General features: G+C 62.9%; 22 protein-coding genes, 1 other RNA gene and 1 pseudogene. 6 read left to right on the top strand and 18 right to left on the bottom strand.

The genetic code is table 11. The annotated features are described in order from the left end of the window. The first annotated feature begins 4 nt into the window (after window positions 1-4). A complete protein-coding gene (locus LB555_RS11305) occupies window positions 5-472 on the top strand; it encodes an SRPBCC family protein (protein WP_015315233.1) in 468 nt (155 codons plus the stop codon). Between the two features lie 21 nt (window positions 473-493). Here LB555_RS11305 and LB555_RS11300 read toward each other — a convergent pair whose 3' ends face one another. The 4 genes from LB555_RS11300 to ssrS form a co-directional block, all read right to left on the bottom strand. Further along, window positions 494-1,261 (bottom strand): TerC family protein, encoded by a 768-nt coding sequence (locus LB555_RS11300; protein ID WP_015315232.1) that lies wholly within the window; start codon window positions 1,259-1,261, stop codon window positions 494-496. A 68-nt stretch (window positions 1,262-1,329) separates the two neighbouring features. Further along, window positions 1,330-2,154, bottom strand: coding sequence for a YmdB family metallophosphoesterase (locus LB555_RS11295; RefSeq protein ID WP_015315231.1), 825 nt, complete (start codon window positions 2,152-2,154; stop codon window positions 1,330-1,332). Window positions 2,155-2,217: 63 nt separating this feature from the next. Next, window positions 2,218-2,805, bottom strand: coding sequence for a 5-formyltetrahydrofolate cyclo-ligase (locus LB555_RS11290; RefSeq protein ID WP_041163649.1), 588 nt, complete (start codon window positions 2,803-2,805; stop codon window positions 2,218-2,220). Between the two features lie 96 nt (window positions 2,806-2,901). Further along, a non-coding RNA gene (gene ssrS / locus LB555_RS11285) (6S RNA) lies at window positions 2,902-3,057 on the bottom strand. Between the two features lie 136 nt (window positions 3,058-3,193). Here ssrS and LB555_RS11280 point away from each other — a divergent pair. From LB555_RS11280 to msrB, 4 genes are all read left to right on the top strand, one after another. Beyond that, complete coding sequence (locus LB555_RS11280) at window positions 3,194-4,033, top strand: AAA family ATPase (RefSeq protein WP_015315229.1); 840 nt, start codon at window positions 3,194-3,196, stop codon at window positions 4,031-4,033. A gap of 83 nt (window positions 4,034-4,116) precedes the next feature. Then, entirely contained in the window at window positions 4,117-4,563 is a 447-nt protein-coding gene (locus LB555_RS11275; protein WP_140712555.1) for a GNAT family N-acetyltransferase, read from the top strand. A gap of 6 nt (window positions 4,564-4,569) precedes the next feature. Beyond that, window positions 4,570-5,760 carry a vWA domain-containing protein gene (locus LB555_RS11270; protein WP_224682896.1) on the top strand — a complete coding sequence of 397 codons (1,191 nt, stop codon included), beginning with the start codon at window positions 4,570-4,572 and terminating at the stop codon, window positions 5,758-5,760. Between the two features lie 103 nt (window positions 5,761-5,863). Beyond that, entirely contained in the window at window positions 5,864-6,268 is a 405-nt protein-coding gene (gene msrB, locus LB555_RS11265; protein WP_015315226.1) for a peptide-methionine (R)-S-oxide reductase MsrB, read from the top strand. A 64-nt stretch (window positions 6,269-6,332) separates the two neighbouring features. On the opposite strand, the gene LB555_RS11260 is transcribed toward msrB, so the two are convergent. The 13 genes and pseudogenes from LB555_RS11260 to LB555_RS11200 all read right to left on the bottom strand — a co-directional run bounded on the left by LB555_RS11260 (window position 6,333) and on the right by LB555_RS11200 (window position 21,220). Next, window positions 6,333-6,632 carry a hypothetical protein gene (locus LB555_RS11260; RefSeq protein WP_140616614.1) on the bottom strand — a complete coding sequence of 100 codons (300 nt, stop codon included), beginning with the start codon at window positions 6,630-6,632 and terminating at the stop codon, window positions 6,333-6,335. Further along, complete coding sequence (locus LB555_RS11255; RefSeq protein ID WP_224591703.1) at window positions 6,633-7,073, bottom strand: hypothetical protein; 441 nt, start codon at window positions 7,071-7,073, stop codon at window positions 6,633-6,635. 49 nt (window positions 7,074-7,122) lie between these two features. Next, the gene (locus tag LB555_RS11250) at window positions 7,123-7,383 is read right to left on the bottom strand and encodes a DUF2312 domain-containing protein (RefSeq protein ID WP_015315223.1); all 261 of its coding nucleotides are present in this window, start codon (window positions 7,381-7,383) and stop codon (window positions 7,123-7,125) included. Window positions 7,384-7,542: 159 nt separating this feature from the next. Next, on the bottom strand, window positions 7,543-11,001 hold the full coding sequence (pyc, locus tag LB555_RS11245; protein ID WP_015315222.1) for a pyruvate carboxylase: 3,459 nt from the start codon (window positions 10,999-11,001) through the stop codon (window positions 7,543-7,545). Between the two features lie 285 nt (window positions 11,002-11,286). Then, the gene (locus tag LB555_RS11240; protein ID WP_015315221.1) at window positions 11,287-12,405 is read right to left on the bottom strand and encodes a branched-chain amino acid ABC transporter substrate-binding protein; all 1,119 of its coding nucleotides are present in this window, start codon (window positions 12,403-12,405) and stop codon (window positions 11,287-11,289) included. Window positions 12,406-12,542: 137 nt separating this feature from the next. After that, complete coding sequence (locus tag LB555_RS11235; protein WP_013892487.1) at window positions 12,543-12,890, bottom strand: DUF6867 family protein; 348 nt, start codon at window positions 12,888-12,890, stop codon at window positions 12,543-12,545. Window positions 12,891-12,906: 16 nt separating this feature from the next. Next, the gene (locus LB555_RS11230) at window positions 12,907-13,635 is read right to left on the bottom strand and encodes an ABC transporter ATP-binding protein (protein ID WP_015315220.1); all 729 of its coding nucleotides are present in this window, start codon (window positions 13,633-13,635) and stop codon (window positions 12,907-12,909) included. Beyond that, a complete protein-coding gene (locus LB555_RS11225) occupies window positions 13,635-15,116 on the bottom strand; it encodes an ATP-binding cassette domain-containing protein (protein WP_140822612.1) in 1,482 nt (493 codons plus the stop codon). Before LB555_RS11225 ends, LB555_RS11230 begins: the two co-directional genes overlap by 1 nt. After that, window positions 15,116-16,621, bottom strand: a pseudogene (gene livM / locus LB555_RS11220) (high-affinity branched-chain amino acid ABC transporter permease LivM); the annotation flags it as partial. The gene LB555_RS11225 and the pseudogene livM, both read right to left, overlap by 1 nt. A gap of 94 nt (window positions 16,622-16,715) precedes the next feature. Continuing rightward, window positions 16,716-17,618: a branched-chain amino acid ABC transporter permease gene (locus LB555_RS11215; protein ID WP_015315217.1), complete on the bottom strand. Its 903-nt coding sequence runs from the start codon at window positions 17,616-17,618 to the stop codon at window positions 16,716-16,718. 335 nt (window positions 17,619-17,953) lie between these two features. Beyond that, a complete protein-coding gene (locus tag LB555_RS11210; protein ID WP_224682894.1) occupies window positions 17,954-18,955 on the bottom strand; it encodes a 4-hydroxyproline epimerase in 1,002 nt (333 codons plus the stop codon). A gap of 14 nt (window positions 18,956-18,969) precedes the next feature. Further along, window positions 18,970-20,307, bottom strand: a complete 1,338-nt coding sequence (locus tag LB555_RS11205; protein WP_224682893.1) for an NAD(P)/FAD-dependent oxidoreductase — start codon at window positions 20,305-20,307, stop codon at window positions 18,970-18,972. Between the two features lie 19 nt (window positions 20,308-20,326). Continuing rightward, window positions 20,327-21,220: a dihydrodipicolinate synthase family protein gene (locus tag LB555_RS11200; RefSeq protein ID WP_015315214.1), complete on the bottom strand. Its 894-nt coding sequence runs from the start codon at window positions 21,218-21,220 to the stop codon at window positions 20,327-20,329. Window positions 21,221-21,289: 69 nt separating this feature from the next. On the opposite strand from LB555_RS11200, the gene LB555_RS11195 reads away from it, so the two are divergent. Then, window positions 21,290-21,982 carry a GntR family transcriptional regulator gene (locus tag LB555_RS11195; RefSeq protein WP_051041241.1) on the top strand — a complete coding sequence of 231 codons (693 nt, stop codon included), beginning with the start codon at window positions 21,290-21,292 and terminating at the stop codon, window positions 21,980-21,982. Window positions 21,983-22,007: 25 nt separating this feature from the next. Here LB555_RS11195 and LB555_RS11190 read toward each other — a convergent pair whose 3' ends face one another. Further along, window positions 22,008-22,313 carry a hypothetical protein gene (locus LB555_RS11190; protein WP_140874737.1) on the bottom strand — a complete coding sequence of 102 codons (306 nt, stop codon included), beginning with the start codon at window positions 22,311-22,313 and terminating at the stop codon, window positions 22,008-22,010. Window positions 22,314-22,532: the final 219 nt, after the last annotated feature.

Here is a 22,532-nt window from a genome sequence, read left to right as displayed (position 1 = left end):
CGCCATGGAAATCCGTGAGACACCGACAGCCGAAGCCGCCATGCTGATCCGGCGGCCGGTCGCTGAGGTTTTCGAAGCCGTCGTCGATCCGGCGATCACGACCAAATTCTGGTTCACCCATGGCAGCGGCCGGCTTGATGGCGGCAAACCGGTTCAGTGGGAGTGGCGCATGTATGGGGTCTCGACGACAGTCGAGGTCAGCGAGATCGCCAGGGACAAGAAGATCGTCATGACGTGGAGCGATCCGCCGACCACGGTGGTCTGGACCTTCACCGAAATGCCTGGCGAAGCGACATTCCTCGAGGTCCACAATTTCGGCTTTGCCGGCAATGGCGACGAGCAGGTGAAACAAGCGGTCGGCTCAACCGACGGCTTTGCGCTTGTGCTCGCCGGCGCCAAGGCCTGGCTGGAACAGGGCCTGACGCTCGGCTTGATGGGTGACCGCCATCCGAAGGGTGTTCCGGGGCACTAGGCTCGCCCCGGCCGACTAGTATCAGTGGCCGTCGCCGGTTTTCGCTTTCTTGCGCCGCCGCGCCAGCATGTTGAGCCCCTCGACCAGCGCCGAAAAACCCATCGCCGCATAGATGTAGCCCTTGGGCACATGATAGCCCATGCCGTCGGCGATCAGCGTCATGCCGATCATCAGCAGGAAGCCCAGCGCCAGCATGACGATGCTCGGGTTCTTGGCGATGAAGTCCGCCAGCGGTCCGGCCGCCAGCATCATCACGGTCACGGCCGCGATGACCGCGATATACATGATGGCGATCTCGTCGGTCATGCCGACGGCGGTGATGATGGAATCGATGGAGAAGACGAGGTCGAGCAGCAGGATCTGGAAGATCGCGCCGGCAAGCGAGATCTTGAGCGTTTCGCCCAGCATCGTGTCCTGATGGTCGTCGGGATCGACCGTGTGGTGGATCTCCTTGGTCGCCTTCCACACCAGGAACAGACCGCCGGCGATCAGGATCAGGTCGCGCCAGGAGAAGCCGTGGCCGAACGCCGTGAAGACCGGCGTCGTCAGTTGAACGATGATGGAAATGGTGGCGAGCAGCACCAGGCGCATGACCAGCGCCGCTGAGATGCCAAGACGCCGCGCGCGAGCTCTCTGCTCCACGGGCAGCTTGTTGGTGAGGATCGAGATGAAGATCAGGTTGTCGATGCCGAGCACGATCTCGAGCACCACCAGCGTCAGCAGCGCGACCCAGGCGGTCGGGTCCGAAACGAATTGAAAATGCGGCGCCAGGAATTCGATAAGCTGCATGGAGGTCGTCCCCTACGATCTAGAGCAGTGTCGCCGGCAATTAGGTACTGCGACCCCCTATATCAATGTCACGCCCAGAAGGACGGAGCCGTTTCTTCCAGCCTTGGCCCGCGACGAAACGGCGCGATCTTCTCGGTCAGCCCCGTGCGGTCGGAAATATCGACGCCGACGCCGCACAACGTCGCCGGTCCCGTCGCCGCCTCGAAACGCCCTTTCGGCACTTTCGACAGGAACCGGTTGAGCGGTTCTTCCTTGTCCATGCCGAGCGAGGAATCATAGTCACCGCACATGCCGGCATCCGACAGGTACCCGGTGCCGCCATTGAGGATCTGGTGGTCGGCGGTGGGCTGGTGCGTGTGAGTGCCGACGACGAGACTGGCGCGGCCATCGACAAAATGCGCGAAGCACATTTTTTCCGAGGTTGCCTCGGCGTGGAAGTCGATCACCACCGCATCCGCCTGCTCGCCGAGCGGACAGGCGGCAAGCTCGCGTTCGCCGGCCTGGAACGGGTCGTCGAGTTCCGGGTGCATGAACACCCGGCCCATAATGTTGGCGACCAGCACGCGCGCGCCGTTTTTGGCGATGTAGACACCGGAGCCGCGCCCGGGCGTGCCTTTGGGGAAATTGGAAGGCCGCAGGAACCGCTGCTCGCGCGGCGCGAAGGCCAGAGCGTCGCGCTGGTCCCAGACATGGTTGCCGGTGGTCACGACATCGCAGCCCGCCGCGATCGTCTCACGCAAGATCTCTTCGGTGATGCCGAAGCCGCCGGCCGCGTTCTCGCCGTTGACGATGACGAAATCGAGCTTGAAGTCGGAGATCAGGCCAGGCAGTTGTTCCCATACCGCGGTGCGGCCCGTCTTGCCGACCATGTCCCCGAGGAAAAGAAGTCGCATCTATGCCTGATCCCGAAAAGTTGCATGACTTTTCGGCAAAGATCATGCGTTTCAAAGAACTATCTACAATTTTGGCGCAAAGCGGCGCAACCCGCTCTCGGTGAGTATTTCCGGGATGACCACGTCATGGGGTTCGTCTGGAACTTGCGAAACTTCTTGGCAGTCGAAGGCGATGCCGATCAGCCGGGGCGCGAGTCCCTTGTCGACGAGCTTCGCGATCGCCCGGTCGTAATAGCCAGCGCCATATCCGATGCGGTGACCGCGCGCGTCGAAGGCGGCGAGCGGCACCAGCACGACCGAAGGATCGAGAACTTCGGCCTCGGCATGCGGCCCGACCGTGCCAAAGCCCATGTCGACCATCGGCGCGCCGCGAACCAGTTCGCGAAAGACGATGGTGGTCTTGTCGAGAATGGCAGGCAGGCAGAGCCGTGCGCCCTTCTCTCGCAAGGCGAACATCAGCGGCCTGACATCGACCTCCGAGCGCATCGGCCAGAAGCCGGAGACGATCTGACCGGGCCCGATCTCCAGATGGTCGCGCGCCGTCTCCGCCATTTCGAGCGCAGCCTCCACCCGCCAGAATGCATCGAGGCCGTCGCGGCGGGCGAGTGCCTCGAGGCGCAGCTTCTTTTTCAGGTCTTTAGGAGAGGTCATGCGGCCAAGGTAGAAAAGGTCAGAGCTGTGCGGGGTCTCAAGTGCGACGTTTTCCACCGCATCATCCACCAAGATGCGTGGACGCCTTGCGACAAGTGACGATCCACACAACCGGTGGAGAGAGCGATCCCGGGAACCTACAAAGTAGGTGGGCGCCGTGTGAGAAAACCCACGGGTCTTCCCAGGGACAGCTCCCTAAGGATCGTTAAGGCCCCGGGGAAAATGTTCTCCTGCCGGGAAGCACAGACCGTCCTGCCCAATATAGGCCGCTGGTGGCTCAAGCGCCAGTGACGCAGGCAGTCACGGCGGCTTTATTCGCCATCCGGCGCAACCCTTGCACAGCCGCGGCGGCGTCCTTACGGTCGCGACGACCAACCAAGGAGCAAAAATGCGTTTCGAAGGCACGGCGGCCTATGTCGCCGACAAGGATCTGATGGTGGCGGTCAACGCGGCGATCGCGCTGGAGCGGCCCTTGCTGGTCAAGGGCGAGCCCGGCACCGGCAAGACGGAACTCGCCCGCCAGGTGGCGGCGGCACTCGGCCTCGAGCTGATCGAGTGGCACGTCAAATCGACGACGCGGGCGCAGCAAGGTCTCTACGAATACGATGCGGTGTCGCGGCTGCGCGACAGCCAGCTCGGCGATGTCAGGTTCAACGATATCAAGAACTACATCAAGCGCGGCAAGCTTTGGGAGGCATTCGCGGCCGACAAGAAGGTCGTGCTTCTGATCGACGAGATCGACAAGGCCGACATCGAATTCCCCAACGACCTGCTGCAGGAGCTCGATCGGATGGAGTTCTTCGTCTACGAGACCGGCGAGACCATCCGCGCCGCCGTTCGCCCGATCGTCATCATCACCTCCAACAACGAGAAGGAGTTGCCGGACGCTTTCCTGCGCCGCTGCTTCTTCCACTACATCCGCTTTCCCGACGTCGACACGCTGCACAGAATCGTCGACGTGCACTATCCTGGCATCAAGCAGAACCTGGTGCGCGCGGCCCTCACCCAGTTCTATGAAATCCGCGACGTGCCAGGCTTGAAGAAGAAGCCATCGACCTCCGAGGCGCTCGACTGGATCCGCCTGCTGGTCGCCGACGACATCGCGCCGGAGGATTTGCGCGCCGACCCCAAGAACGCATTGCCCAAACTGCATGGCGCCCTGTTGAAGAACGAGCAGGACGTGCATCTGTTCGAGCGGCTGGCATTCATGGCGAGAAGACAGCAATAGGGCAGCGCTTTCCCGGCTGTGGACCGTTGCCGCGGGCCGAAGAGAAGGTCAGCTTCGGCCAGAACCCTTCGGAGGAGATAAAAATGTCTGAGATCGTTGTCCGCCCGCTCGCGCAATCCGACCACGCCGACTGGCACCGCCTGTGGACCGATTATCTGACCTTCTACGAAACCAAGCTGCCGGAAGAGGTCTATGCCATCACCTGGAAGCGGTTATTCACCGAAGGCGAGTTCGAGCCGAAGGGTTTTATCGCCACATCGGACGGCAAGGCCGTGGGCCTCACCCATTATCTCTACCACCGCTCCGGCTGGTCCGAGAAAAACAACTGCTACCTGCAGGATCTGTTCGCCGACCCGGATGTGCGCGGAAAGGGCATCGGCGCGGCCCTCATCGAGGCGGTGAAGCAGGAGGCCGGCAAAATCGGCGTGAAGAACGTCTACTGGATGACGCACGAAACCAATGCCACCGCCCGCAAGCTCTACGACCATGTCGCGCGCAGGACGGGCTTTATCGAGTATGATTTACTGTAACCGGCCATGTTCATCCCCTTCTTCCTCGAGCTGAAGGCAGCGCGCGTTCCCGTCTCGCTCAGGGAATACCTCTCTCTGCTGGAGGGGCTGGACGCCGGGCTGGTCGATTACGACGTCGAGGGTTTTTATTATCTCGCCCGTGCCGCTTTGGTGAAGGACGAACGCCATATCGACCGCTTCGACCAGGTCTTCGCGCATGTCTTCAAGGGCGTCGAGGCACTGGGCGGGCCGGATGCGGTCGACGTCGCCAATATTCCCGAGGAATGGCTGCGCCGGCTCGCCGAAAAGCACCTGACCGAGGAAGAGAAAAAGCTGGTCGAGGCGCTGGGCGGTTTCGACAGGCTGATGGAGACGCTGAAGCAGCGGCTCGAGGAACAGAAGGGCCGCCACCAGGGCGGTTCGAAATGGATCGGCACCGGCGGCACCTCTCCCTTCGGCGCCTATGGCTACAACCCCGAAGGCGTGCGCATCGGCCAGAACGAAAGCCGCAACCGTCGCGCGGTGAAAGTCTGGGACAAGCGCGAGTTCCGGAATTTCGACGATGCGGTCGAACTCGGCACCCGCAACATCAAGATCGCGCTGAAGCGCCTGCGCCGCTGGGTGCGCGAGGGCGCCGAGGAAGAATTCGACCTGCCCGGTACCATCCACGCCACCGCCGAGCACGGCTATCTCGACGTCCAGACACGGCCCGAGCGCCGCAATGCGGTGAAGCTCCTGATGTTCTTCGATGTCGGCGGCTCGATGGACGATCATATCAAGAGCGTCGAGGAGCTGTTTTCCGCCGCCCGCGCCGAATTCCGCCAGCTCGAATATTTCTATTTCCACAACTGCCTCTACGAAGGCGTGTGGAAGGACAATCGCCGCCGCCATGCCGAGACGATCTCGACCTTCGATCTCATCCACAAATATGGCCCCGACTACAAGGTCATCGTCGTCGGTGATGCCTCGATGAGCCCATACGAGATCGCCCACCCAGGCGGCTCGGTGGAACACTGGAACCCCGAGGCCGGAGCCGTCTGGCTCGGCCGGCTGCTGCGGCAATGGCCGAACGCGGTGTGGCTTAACCCCGAGAACGAGAAGAACTGGGGCTTTACTCATTCGATCGCGATAATCCGTGACATCTTCGGCGGCCGCATGTTCCCGTTGACACTGGCCGGACTGGAGGGCGCCACGAGGCAATTGTCGGGCAAACATTGAGATATCCGGAGCGGTCGGACTGGGCAGGTCTGTAACAAACCCCTATCTTGTTGCGAATATCCGGTTGCAACCAAGAACGAGCCGCCAAGGCTGAGGAGATCAAATGGACACCCACACCTACCCCGTCACCCGCACCGACGCCGAATGGCGCGCCCGGCTGACGCCGGAGCAATACGCCGTCATGCGCAACCATGGCACCGAGCGGCCGGGAAGCTGTGCCCTGCTGTACGAGAAGCGCGCCGGTACTTTTTCCTGCGTCGGCTGCGACCAGCCGCTGTTCCAATCCACGCTGAAATTCGAGAGCGGCACCGGCTGGCCGAGCTTCAACGATCCCGTGCCGGGCTCGGTCGAGAACACCGTCGATCGCAGCTACGGCATGGTCCGCACCGAATGCCATTGTGCCCGTTGCGGCAGCCATCTCGGCCATGTCTTCGAGGACGGCCCGCCGCCGACCGGCCTGCGCTACTGCATCAATGGCGTGGCGCTGAAATTCGAGCCGGCCGGCTGAACAACGCGTCGTGAATGCTTGCCAAGGGCGGCTCCGGCCGCCCTTTTTCGTGCGGGCAGCTTCGTCAGACGACGATCGTGGCGATCAGCCAGAGCGCTGATCCCAGCATGAAGAGGGAAGCCCTGGCACCACCGGCCTTCTCAGCCGTGCGCCAGACCGCCAAAGCCAGGAAGATGCTGTAGGGCACCGGTGCGAAATGCACCGCAAGGACAAGGCCGAGCGGCATCTTCAGCCCAAGCAAGATCAGCGCCCCGGCAGACGACGCAATATTGATCGCGGTTCCGACAAGCATCATGTCGCGCCAGAACAGCCGGTCGATCGGCACCTCGCCAAGCCAACGCGAGCGGAAGAAATCCGCGATCACTTACCCCTGCCTCAGCACTTCGGTCACGGCGCACTCGACCCGCGAGCATTCCGTCACCAGCCAGTCGGTCATGGCAGGCCAGTTGTCCTCGGCAAAGCAATTGACGCGCCACATCGAATTGATGCCAAGGCCCTCGCAGCTTTGTTCCGGCCTGAGCTTCAGCCTGTCTTCGATCGCCGGCCGGAACGGCTCCAGCCGCGACCAGCTTTGCGTGGCGCCGAACTTCTCGTTGCGGCCGAAGAAGACACCGACATGGTTCTGCGCCGGCGCGACATACATGGAAAGCACCAGAGCGAAATCGGGCAGTCCGCGCTGCCAGAACCAGGGTCCGCGTCGCGCCAGCCGGGCTCTTTCTTCCGGATGCCGTTCGGCAAACAGCGACCAGAAGCCGCGATGGCGGAATTCCGAGGCGCGGCGGCCGCCGAAGTCGAATTCGCTCATGGTTCGAACCGTATCACCGGCAACCGCGTCGGGCACCGGCCGGTTAGTCTTACACCATTCCGAGCGCGGCCATGTACAGATCGAGGATGGCGTCCTCCTCCTGGCGCTCGGCCTGGTCCTTCTTGCGCAGACGGATGATGGTGCGGATTGCCTTCGTGTCGAAGCCGGTGCCCTTGGCTTCGGCGAAGACTTCCTTGATGTCGTCGGAGATCGTCTTCTTTTCTTCCTCGAGCCGCTCGATGCGCTCGATCAAGGCACGCAGCTGGCCGGCGGCAACAGTCTGGCTGGTCTCGGTGATATCGTCGGCCATGTTTTCTCCAAATCGGTTCCGCGCCGCGACTCGGGGAACGTGCCGCGACGAATTTCAGCGGTTCGATGCCCGACCGGAGCCGGCGGGTCAAGCCGTTATCGAACAGCTCGCCAAGGCCTGCCGTCATGAGCCGACAGCCTGCCCGTTCCTTGCGAGCTCTCAGTTGAAGGCGATCAGGAGATCCTTCGCATCGATCTGGTCGCCGGCCTTCACCAGCACCTCGGCGACCGTCCCGTCGCGCTCGGCGTGCAGCGCCGTCTCCATCTTCATCGCTTCGATGGAGAGCAGCACGTCGCCGGCCTTGACCGCTTGGCCGGCGGCGACCGAAAGTGCGGAGACCACACCCGGCATCGGCGCCCCGACATGCGCCTCGTTGCCGGGCTCCGCCTTGCGACGCGCCTTGGCCGCCGACGCGCCATGCGCGCGATCGGGCACCTTCACGCGCCGCGGCTGGCCGTTGAGCTCGAAGAACACCGTGACCATGCCCTTGTCGTCGACATCGCCGAACGCCTGGCAGCGCACGACCAAGGTCTTGCCCCTTTCGATATCGACGAAAATCTCGTCTTCCGATTTCATGCCGTAGAAATAGGTCGGCGTCGGCAGAACGCTGACCGGGCCGTAGGTCTCCTGCGCGGCGACGAAGTCGGAAAACACCTTCGGATACATCAGCCACGAGGCGAACTCGTATTCCGACAGCTTGCGCTCGAGCTTGTCCTCGATCTCCTTGCGGCTCTTCTCGAGGTCGGCCGGCTTGAGCAATGAGCCGGGCCGCGCCGTGATCGGCTTGTCGCCCTTGAGTGCCTTCTTCTGCAACGCCTGCGGCCAGCCGCCAGGGGATTGGCCAAGATCGCCGCGCAGCATCGAAACCACCGAGTCCGGGAAGGCGATGTCGCGGGCCGGGTTCTCGACATCGGCAACGGTCAGATCCTGGCTCACCATCATCAGCGCCATGTCGCCCACGACCTTGGAGGACGGCGTCACCTTGACGATGTCGCCGAACATCAGGTTGACGTCGTGATAGGTCTGCGCCACCTCGTGCCAGCGTGTCTCCAGCCCCAGCGAACGCGCCTGTTCCTTCAAATTGGTGAACTGCCCCCCCGGCATTTCGTGCAGGTAGACCTCGGAAGCCGGGCCTTTCAGGTCGCTCTCGAAAGCAGCGTACTGATTGCGAACGGCTTCCCAGTAGAACGAGATCTTTCGGATCCATTGCGGGTCGAGGCCTGGATCGCGCTCGGTGCCTTTCAGCGCTTCGACGATTGAACCCAGGCACGGCTGCGAGGTGTTGCCGGAGAAGGCGTCCATCGCCGCGTCGATGGCGTCGACACCGCTTTCCACGGCCGCCAGCACGGTTGCCGCCGACAGACCCGATGTGTCGTGGGTGTGAAAATGGATCGGCAGGTCGGTCGCCTCGCGCAGCGCCTTGAACAGCACGCGGGCAGCACTCGGCTTCAACAGGCCGGCCATGTCCTTGACGGCGATGATATGGGCGCCGGCGGCCTGCAATTCCCTGGCGAGCCCGACATAGTATTTCAGGTCGTACTTGGCCCTCGCCGGATCGAGGATGTCGCCGGTATAGCACATCGCCGCTTCGATCAGCTTGCCCTCGGCGCCGACCGCGTCCATGGCGACGCGCATGTTCTCGACCCAGTTCAGGCAGTCGAAGACGCGGAACAGGTCGACGCCGCCCGACGCCGCCTGCTTGACGAAATGCTGCACGACATTGTCGGGATAATTGGTATAGCCGACGCCGTTGGCGCCGCGCAGCAGCATCTGCAGCAACAGGTTGGGGGCGGCTTCCCGCACCAGCGACAGCCGCTCCCATGGATCCTCGGTGAGGAAGCGCATGGCGACGTCGAAAGTGGCCCCACCCCAGCATTCGAGCGACAGCAACTGCGGCAAGGCGCGCGCATAGGTGCCGGCGATGCCGGCAATGTCATGCGTGCGCACGCGGGTGGCGAGCAGCGACTGGTGGCCGTCGCGCATCGTCGTGTCGGTGACCAGCACTTCCTTCTGCTCGCGCATCCAGGCGGCGAACTTTTCCGGCCCGAGCACGTCGAGCTTCTGCTTGCTGCCGCTCGGCACATTGCCGTTGAGATAGGGCACCACGGGCGGAGCCGCGTCGGCCTTTGGCGTCGGTCGGCCGCGCGTCTCGGGATGGCCGTTGACGCTGACGTCGGCCAGGTAGTTGAGCAGCTTGGTGGCGCGGTCCTGGCGCTTGACCTGCTGGAACAGCTCCGGCGTCGTGTCGATGAACCTGGTCGTATAGGAATTGTCGGCGAAGCTCGGGTGATTGATGATCGCTTCGAGGAAGGTGAGGTTGGTGGCGACGCCGCGGATGCGGAACTCGCGCAGCGCGCGGTTCATGCGGGCGATCGTCTCGGCCGGCGTCGGCGCCCAGGCCGTGACCTTCTCCAGCAGCGGATCGTAGAAGCGGGTGATGACCGCGCCGGAATAGGCCGTGCCGCCATCGAGGCGGATGCCGAAGCCGGTGGCGCCGCGATAGGCGGTGATGCGGCCGTAGTCCGGAATGAAATTGTGTTCGGGATCTTCCGTGGTGATGCGGCACTGCAAGGCATGGCCGTTCAGCCGGATGTCCCTCTGCGCCGGCACACCCGATTCCGGCGTGCCGATGGCGAAACCGTCGAGGATGTGGATCTGCGCCTTCACAATGTCGATGCCGGTCACCATTTCGGTGACGGTGTGCTCGACCTGGATGCGCGGATTGACCTCGATGAAGTAGAACTTGCCGGTATCCGCGTCCTGCAGGAATTCGACGGTGCCAGCGCCGATATAGCTGGTCTCGCGCGCGATCTTCAGCGCGTAGCCGCAAAGCTCCTGGCGCAGGTCCTCGCTAAGATAGGGCGCCGGCGCGCGCTCGACGACCTTCTGGTTGCGGCGCTGGATCGAGCAGTCGCGCTCGAACAGGTGCACTGCATTGCCGTGTGTGTCGCCAAGCACCTGCACCTCGACATGGCGGGCGCGCTCGATCAGCTTTTCGAGATAGACCTCGTCCTTTCCGAAGGCGGCCTTCGCCTCGCGCTTGCCTTCCATGACCTCGCGGGCGAGGTCGGCCTCGGAGCGGATGGCGCGCATGCCGCGGCCACCGCCACCCCACGAGGCTTTCAGCATGACCGGATAACCGACCGTCTTCGCGAGTTCCTTGACCGCCTCCATATCGTCCGGCAACGGATCGGTCGCCGGCACCACGGGCACGCCGACCTCGATGGCTAGATTGCGCGCGGCAACCTTGTTGCCCAGCCGGCGCATCGTGTCGGGCTTGGGACCGATGAAGGTGATGCCTGCTTGCGCGCAGGCCTCGGCGAATTCGGGGCTTTCCGACAGCAGCCCGTAGCCGGGGTGGATGGCATCGGCGCCTGAAAGCCTGGCGACGCGGATCACCTCCTCGATCGACAGATAGCTCTCGATCGGACCCATGTCCTTGCCGAGATGCGGGCCGCGCCCGACCTGGTAGCTCTCATCGGCCTTGAAGCGGTGCAGCGAGTATTTGTCTTCCTCGGCCCAGATCGCCACGGTTTTGAGGCCCAGCTCGTTGGCCGCGCGAAAGACGCGGATGGCGATTTCTGACCGGTTGGCGACGAGGATCTTCGTGATGGCCAAGGACTGGGCTCCAGCAGCGGAAGGAACGGGAAATCGGGGCAATGATTAGCGCGAAAATGCTGCAGTGCAAACAAAATCGACGCTAATTTAAACCGATTTAGATCGATTATCCGGCCAACACTCGCACGCATCGGTTCGAACGGACGGAACAATGGCGACAATTTCGATCCTGGATGCGATCTTCGTAAGGAAGGCTCGCCGTGACGTAACCCGGCTGCCGGGGCGCATCAAAAGAAAATGCCCGGCGCGAGGCGCCGGGCATCGTTGGTTTCGGATCCGAATGGATTACGACTTCGGGAACCAGGAATACTTCCCGTCGTCCTTCTTCTTCCATTCGTACATGATGTAGCCTGGCAGCTTCGGATCGCCCTTGGCGTCATAGGCGAGATCGCCCAGAACGGTCGGGAACGGTCCGCTTTCATGCATCGCCTTGGCGACGGCCTGCGGATCGTTCGTCTTGGCGGCAGCGGCCGCCTCGGCGACCACCTGCACGGCGGCATAGGCGTAGAGCGTGTAGGCTTCCGGCTCGAAACCCTGCGCGCGGAACTTCTCGACGAGTTCCTTATTGGCTGGGATCAGGCGCGGGTCGGGGCCGAACGTGTTGAGGGTGCCGGCGACAGCGTCGCCCGCGATGGCGGCGAGTTCGTCCGTCACGATGCCGTCACCCGACATCATCGGGGCCTTGAGGCCCTGGTCCGCCGATTGACGGATGATCAGACCGGCTTCGGTATGCAGGCCACCCCAGTAGATCAGGGTGACGCCGGCTTCCTTCATCTTGGCGATCAGCGCCGAGAAGTCCTTGTCGCCGACATTGACGCCTTCATACATCACTTCCTTGATGCCGGCGGCGTTCATCGCCTTCTTGGTTTCGTCCGCGAGGCCCTGGCCATAAGGGGTCTTGTCATGGATCACGGCGACTTTGGCATCCTTGAAGTTCGCGGCGATATAGGCGCCAGCGATGCTGCCCTGCTGGTCGTCGCGTCCGCAGGTACGGAACACATTCCACAAGCCGCGCTCGGTAAACTTCGGGTTGGTTGCGGCCGGCGTGATTTCGACGATGTTGTTTTCGGCGTACACTTCGGAGGCCGGGATCGACACGCCCGAGTTGAAGTGGCCGATCACGAACTTGACGCCGTCGCCGACGAACTTGTTGGCGACCGAGATGCCCTGCTTCGGATCGGAGACATCGTCGCCGACTTCGAGCTTGATCTGCTCGCCATTGATGCCGCCCTTGGCATTGATCTCGGCGACCGCCGCTTCGGCGCCCTTCTGCAACTGTGCGCCGAAGGCCGCGTTCGGACCGGTGATCGGCCCGGCGACGGCGAACATTACATCAGCCCACGCGTTGCCGCCGAACGCGACGAGCGCGGTCAGGGCCACGGCGGACAAAAGTGACTTTTTCATTTAAACGCTCCCATTAACGGAGTGGGCGTGGATGAAGCTTTCATGCGATGCCCACCCTTATCGCAGAAAGCATAGTTTGCCGATTTTCAGGCACTTGTCACGCCGATTCATCCCTGACGCGGCGTTAATGATGAACGTCAACCTTTCGGTTTCCAGCTCAAGATTGAAGCTCTTTCGTAGAGCCAATTATACTGTGTGACCATCTGGTTGGTTCGCGTGTATTGATAGCCGACGAAGCCCAGTATCATCAGCACGATGGTGTCAACGATATAGTAATGCAGCGAGAACATCGTGCCGTCGAACAGCGCGTGATGGATGAAGCGGATTCCAATGCCGAGCCCGAGCAGATAGGCAAACAGCTGGATGAAGCTGCGCCATGTCTGGGCACTGGCCTTGCCGGTCATCCATGCCGCCCATCCGCCGAGCAGGCAGGTGACGAAGAAGAACTGCCAGATCGACGGTTCCTCGTAGAGAATGCCTTGCATGGGAAGTCTCCTGAACTTAGTGATGTCCGCCTTCGAGATAGGCGGCGCGCACTTCCGGATTGGCGAGCAGCTCCTTGCCGGTGCCGCTCATCGTCACATTGCCGTTGACCATGACATAGCCGCGCGTGGCGAGCTTGAGCGCGCCGAACGCGTTCTGCTCGACCAGGAACACGGTCAGCCCTTGGGTGCGGTTCAACTCACGAATGGCATCGAAGATCTGCTTGACGATCAGCGGCGCCAGACCCAGCGACGGCTCGTCGAGCAGAAGCAGTTTCGGCCGCGCCATCAGTGCGCGTCCGATCGACAGCATCTGCTGTTCGCCGCCCGACAGCGTACCGCCACGCTGGGCGATGCGCTCCTTCAGCCTGGGAAACAGCGTGAACACCTTCTCGACGTCCTCGCCATAATATTTGAGGTTGTCGAGGCTGGCGCCCATCTGCAGGTTTTCCATCACCGTCATGCGCGGAAAGATGCGCCGGCCCTCGGGCGACTGGGCAATGCGCATGCGCGCGATTTCGTGTGTCGGCAACTGGGTGATATCGGTCCCGTTGAAGGTGATGGTGCCCGTGCGGGCGCGTGGAGCCCCGAAGATGGTCATCATCAGCGTCGACTTGCCGGCGCCGTTGGCGCCGATCAGCGCCACGATCTCACCTTGCTTGACACTGACATTGACGCCGTTCAGCGCACGGATATTGCCGTAATAGGTCTCCACGCCCTTGATATCGAGCAGCGTTGTCGTGGCCATCACTTGCCCCCTCCACGCTTGCCCTGAACGGGCTTGGCTGTGCTCGCCTTGGCTTTGCCGGACACATGACTGGTCGCCACCTTGCCGGCATCGACGCGGCGCGAGAATTCCGTATCCTTGCCTTGGCCGAGCAGCTTGGCCTGCTTGACCCACTCCTCGCGCGCGATGCGTCCGTCAAAGGCCAGGTAGGCCTCGACCGCCTCGACGTCGGCCTTCTTCCAGGCGCCGATCTGGTCGAAGTGGAAGATGCCGTGTTCGTTGAGCTTCTTCTCGTTGACCGTGCCGATGCCCTTGATGCGGGTCAGATTGTCGGCCTTGCCGCCACGGGGGGCAGCGAGGCGGTTCGAAACGCCTTCGGCCTTCGCGGCAGGCGCCTTGGCGGCCGTTTTCCGTGGTGCCGCTTTCTTCGCGGCGGGCTTGGCCGGCGCCGGTGTCGGGGCAACAGGCCTGCTTGCCACGCTGGCGACGCGGGCATCGACCTGCGCTGCCTTCGAGGCGCCTTTCGACACGGTTACGCGTTCGCCTTGGCTATGGCCGACGGTGTCGCTCACCGGCCCGGCCAGATACGACGACGATGTCCCCGGGCCATGCGCGGAGTCGGGACCGATGTCGAGCTGTTCGATGACGTCCTCGTCGCCGACTTCGGTAAGTACGGTCTCGACCTCCTCGTCGTCGACGCCAAGATAGGCAGCGATGACGCGCGGGTCGGTGCGCACCGACTGCGGATTGCCGTCGGAGATCTTGCGGCCATATTCCAGCACAACGACATGGTCGGAGATCTGCATGACCACCGACATGTCGTGCTCGATCAGGAGGATCGAGGTGCCTGTCGTGTGCTTGATCCCCATCAGCAGTTCGTTGAGAGCCGCCGATTCCTTCGGGTTGAGACCGGCCGCCGGTTCGTCGAGGCACAGAAGCTCGGGACCGGTGCACATGGCGCGCGCGATCTCGAGCCGCCGCTGTGCGCCGTAGGGCAAGTCGCCGGCCGGATCGTCGGCGCGATCGACGAGATCGGCCTTTTCCAGCCAGTGCTTGGCAAGCTCCACCGATTCGGCCGAGGCCTTGCGGTAGCCGCTGAAGCCGAACAGGCCCAGGATCGTATACCCGGAGGCCTTCATCAGCTTGTTGTGCTGGGCGACGAGCAGGTTCTCCAGCAGCGTCATGCCCGAGAACAGGCGGATGTTCTGGAAGGTGCGCGCCACCTTGGCGCGCGCCGGGATCTCATGGTTGGGCAGCCGTTCCAGCAGGTAGCTGGAGCCATCGGCCCGGTTGAGCGTGATCATGCCTTCCGACGGCTTGTAGAAGCCGGTGATGCAATTGAACACGGTGGTCTTGCCGGCGCCGTTGGGGCCGATCAGCGCGGTGATTTCGCCGCGCCTGGCAGTGAAGGACAGGTCGCCGATGGCGACTAGGCCGCCGAACTTCATCGACAGATGATCGACCTGCAGGATGGCGTCGTTCATTTGTGCGTTCGCATTCATCAGCCGTGACCCTCCTTGGTGAAGGAGCTTGAGACAGCCCTTCGCTCCTTGAGGAAGGCTGTCGGTTCACGACTGCCGACAAAGCCCCGCGGCTTCCACAGCATGACGATGACCATGGCCATGCCGAACAGAAGCATGCGGTAGAGTTCGGGGGTGAAATCTTGCCCGAAGACCTGTTTGAGGAAGTCGAGCTCGCGCAGCGCCTCGGTGCCGCCGATCATCACCATCGCGGCGACGGCGATGCCGACCAGCGACCCCATGCCGCCAAGGACGACGATGGCCAGGATGATGGCCGATTCCAGGAAGACGAAGGATTCCGGGCTGACGAAGCCTTGCCGCGCGGCGAAGAATGCCCCGGCAAAACCGCCGAACATGGCACCGGTGGCAAAGGCCGTCAGCTTGGTCGTGGTGGTGTTGATGCCGAGCGAGCGGCAGGCGATCTCGTCCTCGCGCAGCGCTTCCCAGGCACGCCCGACGGGCATGCGCCTCAGCCTGATGGTGACGAAGGCGGTGAGCATGCAAAGCGCCAGGATCAGGTAATAGAGGAAGATCTTGTAGTAGGCGCTCGATGTCGCGAGGTGCAGGACCTTGGCGATGTAGTTGGGGTCCGAGACGTTGAAGGTCATCAAGCCGAAAAAGGTGACTTTCGGGATGCCGGAGATACCGGCCGAACCGTTGGTCACATCGCGCCAGTTGATCAGCACCAGGCGGATGATCTCCCCGAAGGCAAGGGTGACGATCGCCAGGTAATCGCCGCGCAGGCGCAGCACCGGAAAGCCGAGCAGCACGCCCCAGAACGCGGCCATGGCGCCGGCCGCCGGAAGCAGGATCCAGAACGACAGGCCGTAGGTTGTGCCAAGCAGCGCATAGGCGTAGGCCCCGACGGCGTAGAAGGCGACGTAGCCGAGATCGAGCAGGCCGGCGAGGCCGACGACGATGTTCAGCCCCCAGGCCAGCATCACGTAGATCAGGATCTGGATGCCGAAATTGTCGACCCATTTCAGCGAGCCCTGCAATCCGGTGGCGACCGACCACGACATCAGCGACAGCACGACGATGACAAGGATCGGATAGAGCACCAGCGCGGCAATGCCGAGCTTGGTGAAGTTGGCGTGGATGAAGCCGCGGTAATAATAGATCACGCAGGCCAGCGCATAAATGATTGCGAGCGCGCGCAGGAACTGCAGATAGCCGGCCGCCTCTGCTCCTATCCATCCGGGAAGCGAGCCGTTGAACACGAACAGCAGCACCACCGCGATCATCGCCACGACAAACGCCGGCAACAGGAAGAAGCGCGACGCCGCACTGGCCGGCAACAGGCCGGTGGCGACATCGGCGATCTTCTGGTTGGCCATGAAGGGTTGACCATAGGCGACATAAAGGAAACGGCCGATAGCCGTGGCGATCACCACGGCGGCCAAGAGGCCCCAGCGCTTCACCAGGACCAGTTCATTGGAGATGTTCTGGTCTGTCTTGAGGCCGATGAACAGCACGAACAGGCCAAGCGAGATGGCGCCGGCATAGAAGCCCTCGCGCAGCGCGCGCTGCATGGGGCTGGCGACGGTGTCGCGCTCTGGAGATACGGTCACGGCCATGGTCTCAGACCTTTTCGACTTCTGGCCGGCCCAATATGCCGGAAGGCAGGAAGATCAGCACGATTGCCAGGATCGAGAACGCGGCGACGTCCTTGTAGTCGATCGAGAAATAGGCCGACCACATGCTCTCGATGAAGCCGATCAGGAGGCCGCCCAGCACCGCACCTGGCAATGAGCCGATGCCGCCAAGAACCGCCGCCGTGAATGCTTTGACCCCGGGGGTAAAGCCGTCCGAGAAGGCGATGACGCCGTAGTACATCAGGAACAGCGTGCCGGCGACGGCGGCAAGAGCGGCGCCCATGATGAAGGTGATCGAGATGGTGCGGTCGACGTCGATGCCCAGCAGTGCGGCCATCTTGCGGTCCTGCTCGCAAGCGCGTTGCGCCCGGCCAAGCGAGGTCTTGTTGACCAGGTACCAGAACAGCGCCAACAGCAAAGCCGTGACGATGACGATGATGATCTGCTTCAGCGAAACGCTGACGCCGTTGATGTTGTAGACTTGGCTGACCATCGGCGGGATCGGCTTGTTGCGCGGGCCTTGCGTCACCTGGACGAAGTTCGACAGCGCGATCGACATGCCGATGGCGGTGATCAGCGGCGCCAGCCGGAACGAACCGCGCAGCGGCCGGTAGGCCACTTTCTCGATCGTCCAATTGTAGAGGCTGGTGAGCAGCATCGCCACGATCATCATGACCAGCAGCGCGATGACCACGGGCACCGAATAAAACAGCGCGCCGAGGATGAGGAAGACGATCAGCGCCGTGAAAGCGCCCACCATGAAGATGTCGCCGTGGGCGAAATTGATCATGCCGATGATGCCGTAGACCATCGTGTAGCCGATCGCGATCAGCCCATAGATCGATCCCAGCGTCAGCCCATTGATAAGCTGCTGGACAAAGTACTGCATGTGTACATGGCTCCCCTGGAATGTCGCCCATGCAGACGCATTCCTTTTCGTATTTCCCCTAGTCGTAAAGTTTCGAGCCCGGATTGCAACGTGATTTTTTTGACCGCTCCGCGTGTTTGCAAGTCACGTCTTCCCGATCGCCCGTTTTTCGCACCCAGCCCCTGGACTATCGCGGACCCTATCATTGGCATAACGCAATGTCTTTGACGATTGAGCCGCATCATGCGCTCCGTTTCGAAGAAATCACCGTCAAAATTAGGTGATGAGAGGAATTGTTGCGTTCCTGACACGGTTCGTTTTTTCGTCACACTCCTTTCCGCAGGGTCAGGATTCTCCTACTTGACCACGAAACCCAGCGCGAACGGATCGCGGTCGTCGATGAAGATCGTGTTCAGTCCAGTCATGCGGGCCCAGCCGCCGATCGAAGGGATGATGGCCGGCTTGCCGGCGACGGTGACGTCCTTTTCAACCTTGCCCTTGAACAGCGAGCCGATGATCGATTCATGGACGAACGCATCCCCCGCCTTGAGCTTGCCCTTGGCATGGAGTTGCGCCATGCGTGCCGAGGTGCCGGTGCCGCAGGGCGAGCGATCGATCGCCTTGTCGCCGTAGAAGACGGCATTGCGGGCATCGGCTCCCTCGACCGTCGGCTTGCCGGTCCACAGCATGTGCGACAACCCGGTGATCCCGGGATTCTCCGGATGCACGAAGGAATACTTCTCGTTGAGCCGCCGCCGCACCACCGGGCTCCAGGCGATGAGGTCGCCGGCGGAATAGTCGGCCATATCGCGATAGTTCGCCTGCGGCTCCACGATGGCGTAGAAATTGCCGCCATAGGCGACATCGACGGTGATCTCGCCGAGCCCCGGACATTCAACCGTCAACCCTTCGGCATAAAGGAAGGACGGCACGTTGGTGATGCGCACCTCCTCGACATACTCGCCGACCTGCTTGTATTCCGCGATGACCAGGCCGGCGGGCGTGTCGAGCCGCAGCACACCCGGCGTCTTCGGCTTGATCAGCCCATGTTCGACCGCCATCGTCACCGTGCCGATGGTGCCGTGACCGCACATCGGCAGGCAGCCGGACGTCTCGATGAACAGGATGGCGATGTCGCAATCCTCACGGGTCGGCGGGTAGAGGATCGAGCCGGACATCACGTCATGGCCGCGCGGTTCGAACATCAGGCCGGTGCGGATCCAGTCGTATTCGGCCAGGAAATGCGCCCGTCGCTCCATCATGGTCGAGCCCTGCAGCAGCGGGCCGCCGCCGGCGACCAGCCGCACCGGGTTGCCGCAGGTGTGGCCGTCGATGCAGAAGAAGGATTTCTTGGCCATGTCGCTCCTCGAGATCAAAACCGTTGTGGACTGAAGGGGGCCAGATCAACGGATGAAGTCTGCCCCAGAACGAATTCCCTGATCAACCGCCCGGTTGCCGCGGCCTGCGTCAGGCCGAGATGGCCGTGGCCGAAGGCGTAGATCACGGACTGGCTTCGCGCCGCCTTGCCGACGACGGGCACCGAATCCGGCAGGGAGGGCCGGAACCCCATCCATTCGCGCCCGCCCGAGGGATCGAGCCCCGGCAGGAATTCCCGCGCCTTCCGCAAGAGCGCTTTCGACCTGTTGAAATTGGGCGGCCGCTCGATGCCGCCGAGTTCCACGGCACCGCCGACACGCAGGCCGGTTTCGAGCGGGGTGATGACGAAGCCATGGCCGGAAAAGATCAACTGTCGCCTCAGGTCGAAGGCGCTCGTCGGCAGCGTCGTGTTGTAGCCGCGTTCGGTCTCCAGCGGAATGCGATCGCCGAGTTGCCGCGCCAGCAGATGCGACCAGGCGCCCGCCGCGATGACAAGGCGCCTGGCTTGCCTGCTCGTGCCGTCGGCCAGCGTCAGCGTCACGGCATCCTGATCCGCCGCGACGCGGTCGATGCGGGCCATCTCGAAGCGGGCGCCCTTGGACTGCGCGTACGCCCACACCGCCTTGCCGAGCAGTTTTGGATCGGCGACGGTCTTCCATCCAGGCACGAAAGTGCCCTTGACGAAGCGCGGTGACAGCCCCGGCTGCAGGTCCGCTAGGTTCTCGCCCTCGACATGGCGGAAGCCGATGCCGAAGCGCTCGCGCGCCGCCCAGCCCGACAGCGAGGCGCGGAACTCGGCCTCGCCTTCGTAGAGTTCGAGCGAACCGTCCTCGCGCAGCATCGGCCGGGTGCCGGAACGATCGAGCAGATCCATCCATTCGGCCTCGGCAAGCTTCATCATGCCGGCCTGCGCCGTCAGGCTCGCCTCATATTTTCCAGGCGCGCCGGCGCGCCAGAACCGGATCAGCCAGGGCAGCAGCTTCGGCAGGTAGGCGGGCGGAATGCTGAGCGGGCCGAGTGGATCGGCGAGCCATTTTGGCAGCTGCCGGATCATGCCCTTGTGCGCCAGCGGCAGCACGTCGGAGAAGGCAAAGGCGGCCGCGTTGCCGGAGCTCGTCTCCTCGCAGATGCCCGTGCGGTCGAAGAGCGTGACGTCCAGTCCCGCCTCGGCAAGGAAGGCAGCCGCGCAAATGCCGATGATGCCGCCACCGACGATGGCGATGTCTCTCCCTTCTCCCCGTTCACGGGGAGAAGGTGCCCGCAGGGCGGATGAGGAGCGCCGCCCCTTGTCTGTCGATTTGGACTTTCCTTGCACCTGGGCGCTGCCTCTCATCTGGCTGCCGCCACCCTCTTTAGAACTGCGGCAGTGTCGGCCGCGCCGCCAGCGCATCCTTGATGATCTTCTCGACAGCCTTGCGGCGTTCGCCCGACAGCGGCATGCGCGGCATGCGCACGCGGTCATTGGTGTTGATTGCGAACACTTCGGCAAGCTTGATGTTCTGCACCAGATAGGTCGAGACATCGAGGTCGAGCAGCGGCCGGAACCAGCGGTAGATGGCGAGCGCCTCTTCGCGGCGCCCCTGCTTCATAAGCTGGTAGATGGCGACGGTCTCGCGCGGGAAGGCGGTGACCAGACCGGCCACCCAGCCGATGGCACCCACGGAGAGCGCCTCGAAGGCCAGGTTGTCGACGCCGGTGAACAGGTCGTAGCGGCTGCCCAGGCGGTTGATGATCTCGGTCGAGCGGCGGATGTCGTCAGAGGATTCCTTGATGGCGACGAAGCGCTTGTCCGACGCCAGCTCCTCCATTTGGTCGACGCTTACATCGACGCGGTAGGCGAGTCGGTTGGAATAGATCATGACCGGCAAGTCGCCGGCTTCCGCCACTGCGCGCAGCGCCGCCACCGTCTCTTCCGCGTTGGTGTGGTAGATCGGGCTCGGCACCACCATCAGGCCATTGGCGCCTTCCTTGGCGGCGCGCTTGGCGATACTGGCGGCCTCGCGGGTGCCGGCCTCGTTGACCGTCAGCAGCACCGGCTTCTTGCCAGCGATCTTCTGCGCGGTCTTCAGCACCTCGATCTTCTCGTCAGGCGACAGCATCGGTCCCTCGCCCAGCGAGCCGCAGACGATGATGCCATCGCAGCCGGCATCCATTTGCAGGCCGAAGCAGCGCTCCATCTCGGCGTGATCGAGCCGGTCGTCGGCGGTGAATTTGGTCGTGACGGCGGGGAAAACTCCGGTCCACATAGCTACCTCTCCATCTGATATATCAGCCGTATATCTGTTAGGAAAGCTGCTGTCAATGCGGAATCTGTTATGATATATTCTAGATATATCAGGAGAGAGCCTTTGATATCCATGGAAGCAAGCATCGTGTCGGAGCCCGCGGCGACCAAGGCCTATCGCGTCCTCGAAAACATGATCGTCACGCTCGAACTGGCCCCGGCGAGTTTTGTCACCGAGGGGTCCCTGATCGAGCGGCTGGCGCTCGGCCGCACGCCGGTGCGCGAGGCGATCCAGCGGCTGGCCTGGGAGGGATTGCTAGACGTCAGGCCCCGCGCCGGCATCGCGATCGCGCCACTGCACCCCGGCGACTGGCTGCGCGTGCTCGACGCAAGGCGCGGCGTCGAGGTGGTGCTCGCCCGTTCGGCCGCACGCTTCGTCACCCGCGAGGCCGCCGACCTGTTCCACGAGGCGGCGCTCGCCATGCAGAAAGCAGTGATATCAGGCAATGTGCTCGCCTTCATCCAGGCCGACAAGGCGCTCGACGAGGCGCTGGCGCTGGCCGCCGACAACCCGTTCGCCGCCCGGCTGGCCGCCCCCCTGCAGACCCACAGCCGCCGCTTCTGGTTCCGCTACAAGGCCGACACCGGGCTGGCGGAGTCCGCCGAGCACCATGTTGCATTGATCCGCTCGATCCTGGACGGCGATGAGGAAGGCGCCGCCAAGGACGCCAAGAAACTGATGGCACTGCTGCGCGGCCATGCCGAGGTCGCCGCCACGCGCTAGTTGCAAGAGCGCGAAGGCAAATCGCTCAGGCGCCCGGCAAGGCCGCCTTGAGTGTCGGGCTGTCCCAGCCTTCGCCAACCGACAGGATACAACTCTGGCCTTTCGTGTCGGAAGCCAGGACCGTCCAGCTGCCTTGTTCCGAAACGAAGACCTCGAGGACCACATTGGGGTTGATCAGGCCGCGCCCGGCTTCGCTTTCGTGGAAGTTCTCGCCGAGCGCTTTCACGATATCGGCGCGTGGCGCGCATTGCCCAGCTGCATTTGCCTGAGCAGCGCCCGAGCACATCGCCATCGCCGCAACGAACATTGTCGCCGTAAGACGTCGTGTCATTTGACACCTCCTTGCGCCGGACGATGCAATGCCACCGGCCCGCCGTCAGCGCCCTGGTTGTCTGCCGCGCCTCCTCCACGGCAGGATTGCAGCCCTAAGTCGCGCAATCCCCCACCGGTTCCATCACATTAGCGTTTGCAAAAACAAAAGGCCCAAGTCCGGGGACTTAGGCCTCAGGTTCAATCGATCTTCTCATCCGCCCTGCAGCGAGGAAGACCA

Source organism: Mesorhizobium sp. BR-1-1-10 (assembly GCF_020165595.1).
Classification (GTDB): domain Bacteria; phylum Pseudomonadota; class Alphaproteobacteria; order Rhizobiales; family Rhizobiaceae; genus Mesorhizobium; species Mesorhizobium australicum.
This window is presented reverse-complemented; position numbering and strand designations above follow the sequence as displayed.

Bases quoted from the DNA above. Each gene is read 5' to 3' on its own strand.
- LB555_RS11270 (WP_224682896.1), top strand. From the start codon at position 4,570: ATGTTCATCCCCTTCTTCCTCGAGCTGAAGGCAGCGCGCGTTCCCGTC.
- LB555_RS11200 (WP_015315214.1), bottom strand. From the start codon at position 21,220: ATGTGGACCGGAGTTTTCCCCGCCGTCACGACCAAATTCACCGCCGAC.
- LB555_RS11195 (WP_051041241.1), top strand. From the start codon at position 21,290: ATGATATATTCTAGATATATCAGGAGAGAGCCTTTGATATCCATGGAA.
- LB555_RS11250 (WP_015315223.1), bottom strand. From the start codon at position 7,383: ATGGCCGACGATATCACCGAGACCAGCCAGACTGTTGCCGCCGGCCAG.
- LB555_RS11190 (WP_140874737.1), bottom strand. From the start codon at position 22,313: ATGACACGACGTCTTACGGCGACAATGTTCGTTGCGGCGATGGCGATG.
- LB555_RS11290 (WP_041163649.1), bottom strand. From the start codon at position 2,805: ATGACCTCTCCTAAAGACCTGAAAAAGAAGCTGCGCCTCGAGGCACTC.
- msrB (WP_015315226.1), top strand. From the start codon at position 5,864: ATGGACACCCACACCTACCCCGTCACCCGCACCGACGCCGAATGGCGC.
- LB555_RS11255 (WP_224591703.1), bottom strand. From the start codon at position 7,073: ATGAGCGAATTCGACTTCGGCGGCCGCCGCGCCTCGGAATTCCGCCAT.
- LB555_RS11230 (WP_015315220.1), bottom strand. From the start codon at position 13,635: ATGGCCACGACAACGCTGCTCGATATCAAGGGCGTGGAGACCTATTAC.
- LB555_RS11240 (WP_015315221.1), bottom strand. From the start codon at position 12,405: ATGAAAAAGTCACTTTTGTCCGCCGTGGCCCTGACCGCGCTCGTCGCG.
- LB555_RS11225 (WP_140822612.1), bottom strand. From the start codon at position 15,116: ATGAATGCGAACGCACAAATGAACGACGCCATCCTGCAGGTCGATCAT.
- LB555_RS11210 (WP_224682894.1), bottom strand. From the start codon at position 18,955: ATGGCCAAGAAATCCTTCTTCTGCATCGACGGCCACACCTGCGGCAAC.
- LB555_RS11235 (WP_013892487.1), bottom strand. From the start codon at position 12,890: ATGCAAGGCATTCTCTACGAGGAACCGTCGATCTGGCAGTTCTTCTTC.
- LB555_RS11215 (WP_015315217.1), bottom strand. From the start codon at position 17,618: ATGCAGTACTTTGTCCAGCAGCTTATCAATGGGCTGACGCTGGGATCG.
- LB555_RS11300 (WP_015315232.1), bottom strand. From the start codon at position 1,261: ATGCAGCTTATCGAATTCCTGGCGCCGCATTTTCAATTCGTTTCGGAC.
- LB555_RS11295 (WP_015315231.1), bottom strand. From the start codon at position 2,154: ATGCGACTTCTTTTCCTCGGGGACATGGTCGGCAAGACGGGCCGCACC.
- LB555_RS11205 (WP_224682893.1), bottom strand. From the start codon at position 20,307: ATGAGAGGCAGCGCCCAGGTGCAAGGAAAGTCCAAATCGACAGACAAG.
- LB555_RS11280 (WP_015315229.1), top strand. From the start codon at position 3,194: ATGCGTTTCGAAGGCACGGCGGCCTATGTCGCCGACAAGGATCTGATG.
- LB555_RS11275 (WP_140712555.1), top strand. From the start codon at position 4,117: ATGTCTGAGATCGTTGTCCGCCCGCTCGCGCAATCCGACCACGCCGAC.
- LB555_RS11305 (WP_015315233.1), top strand. From the start codon at position 5: ATGGAAATCCGTGAGACACCGACAGCCGAAGCCGCCATGCTGATCCGG.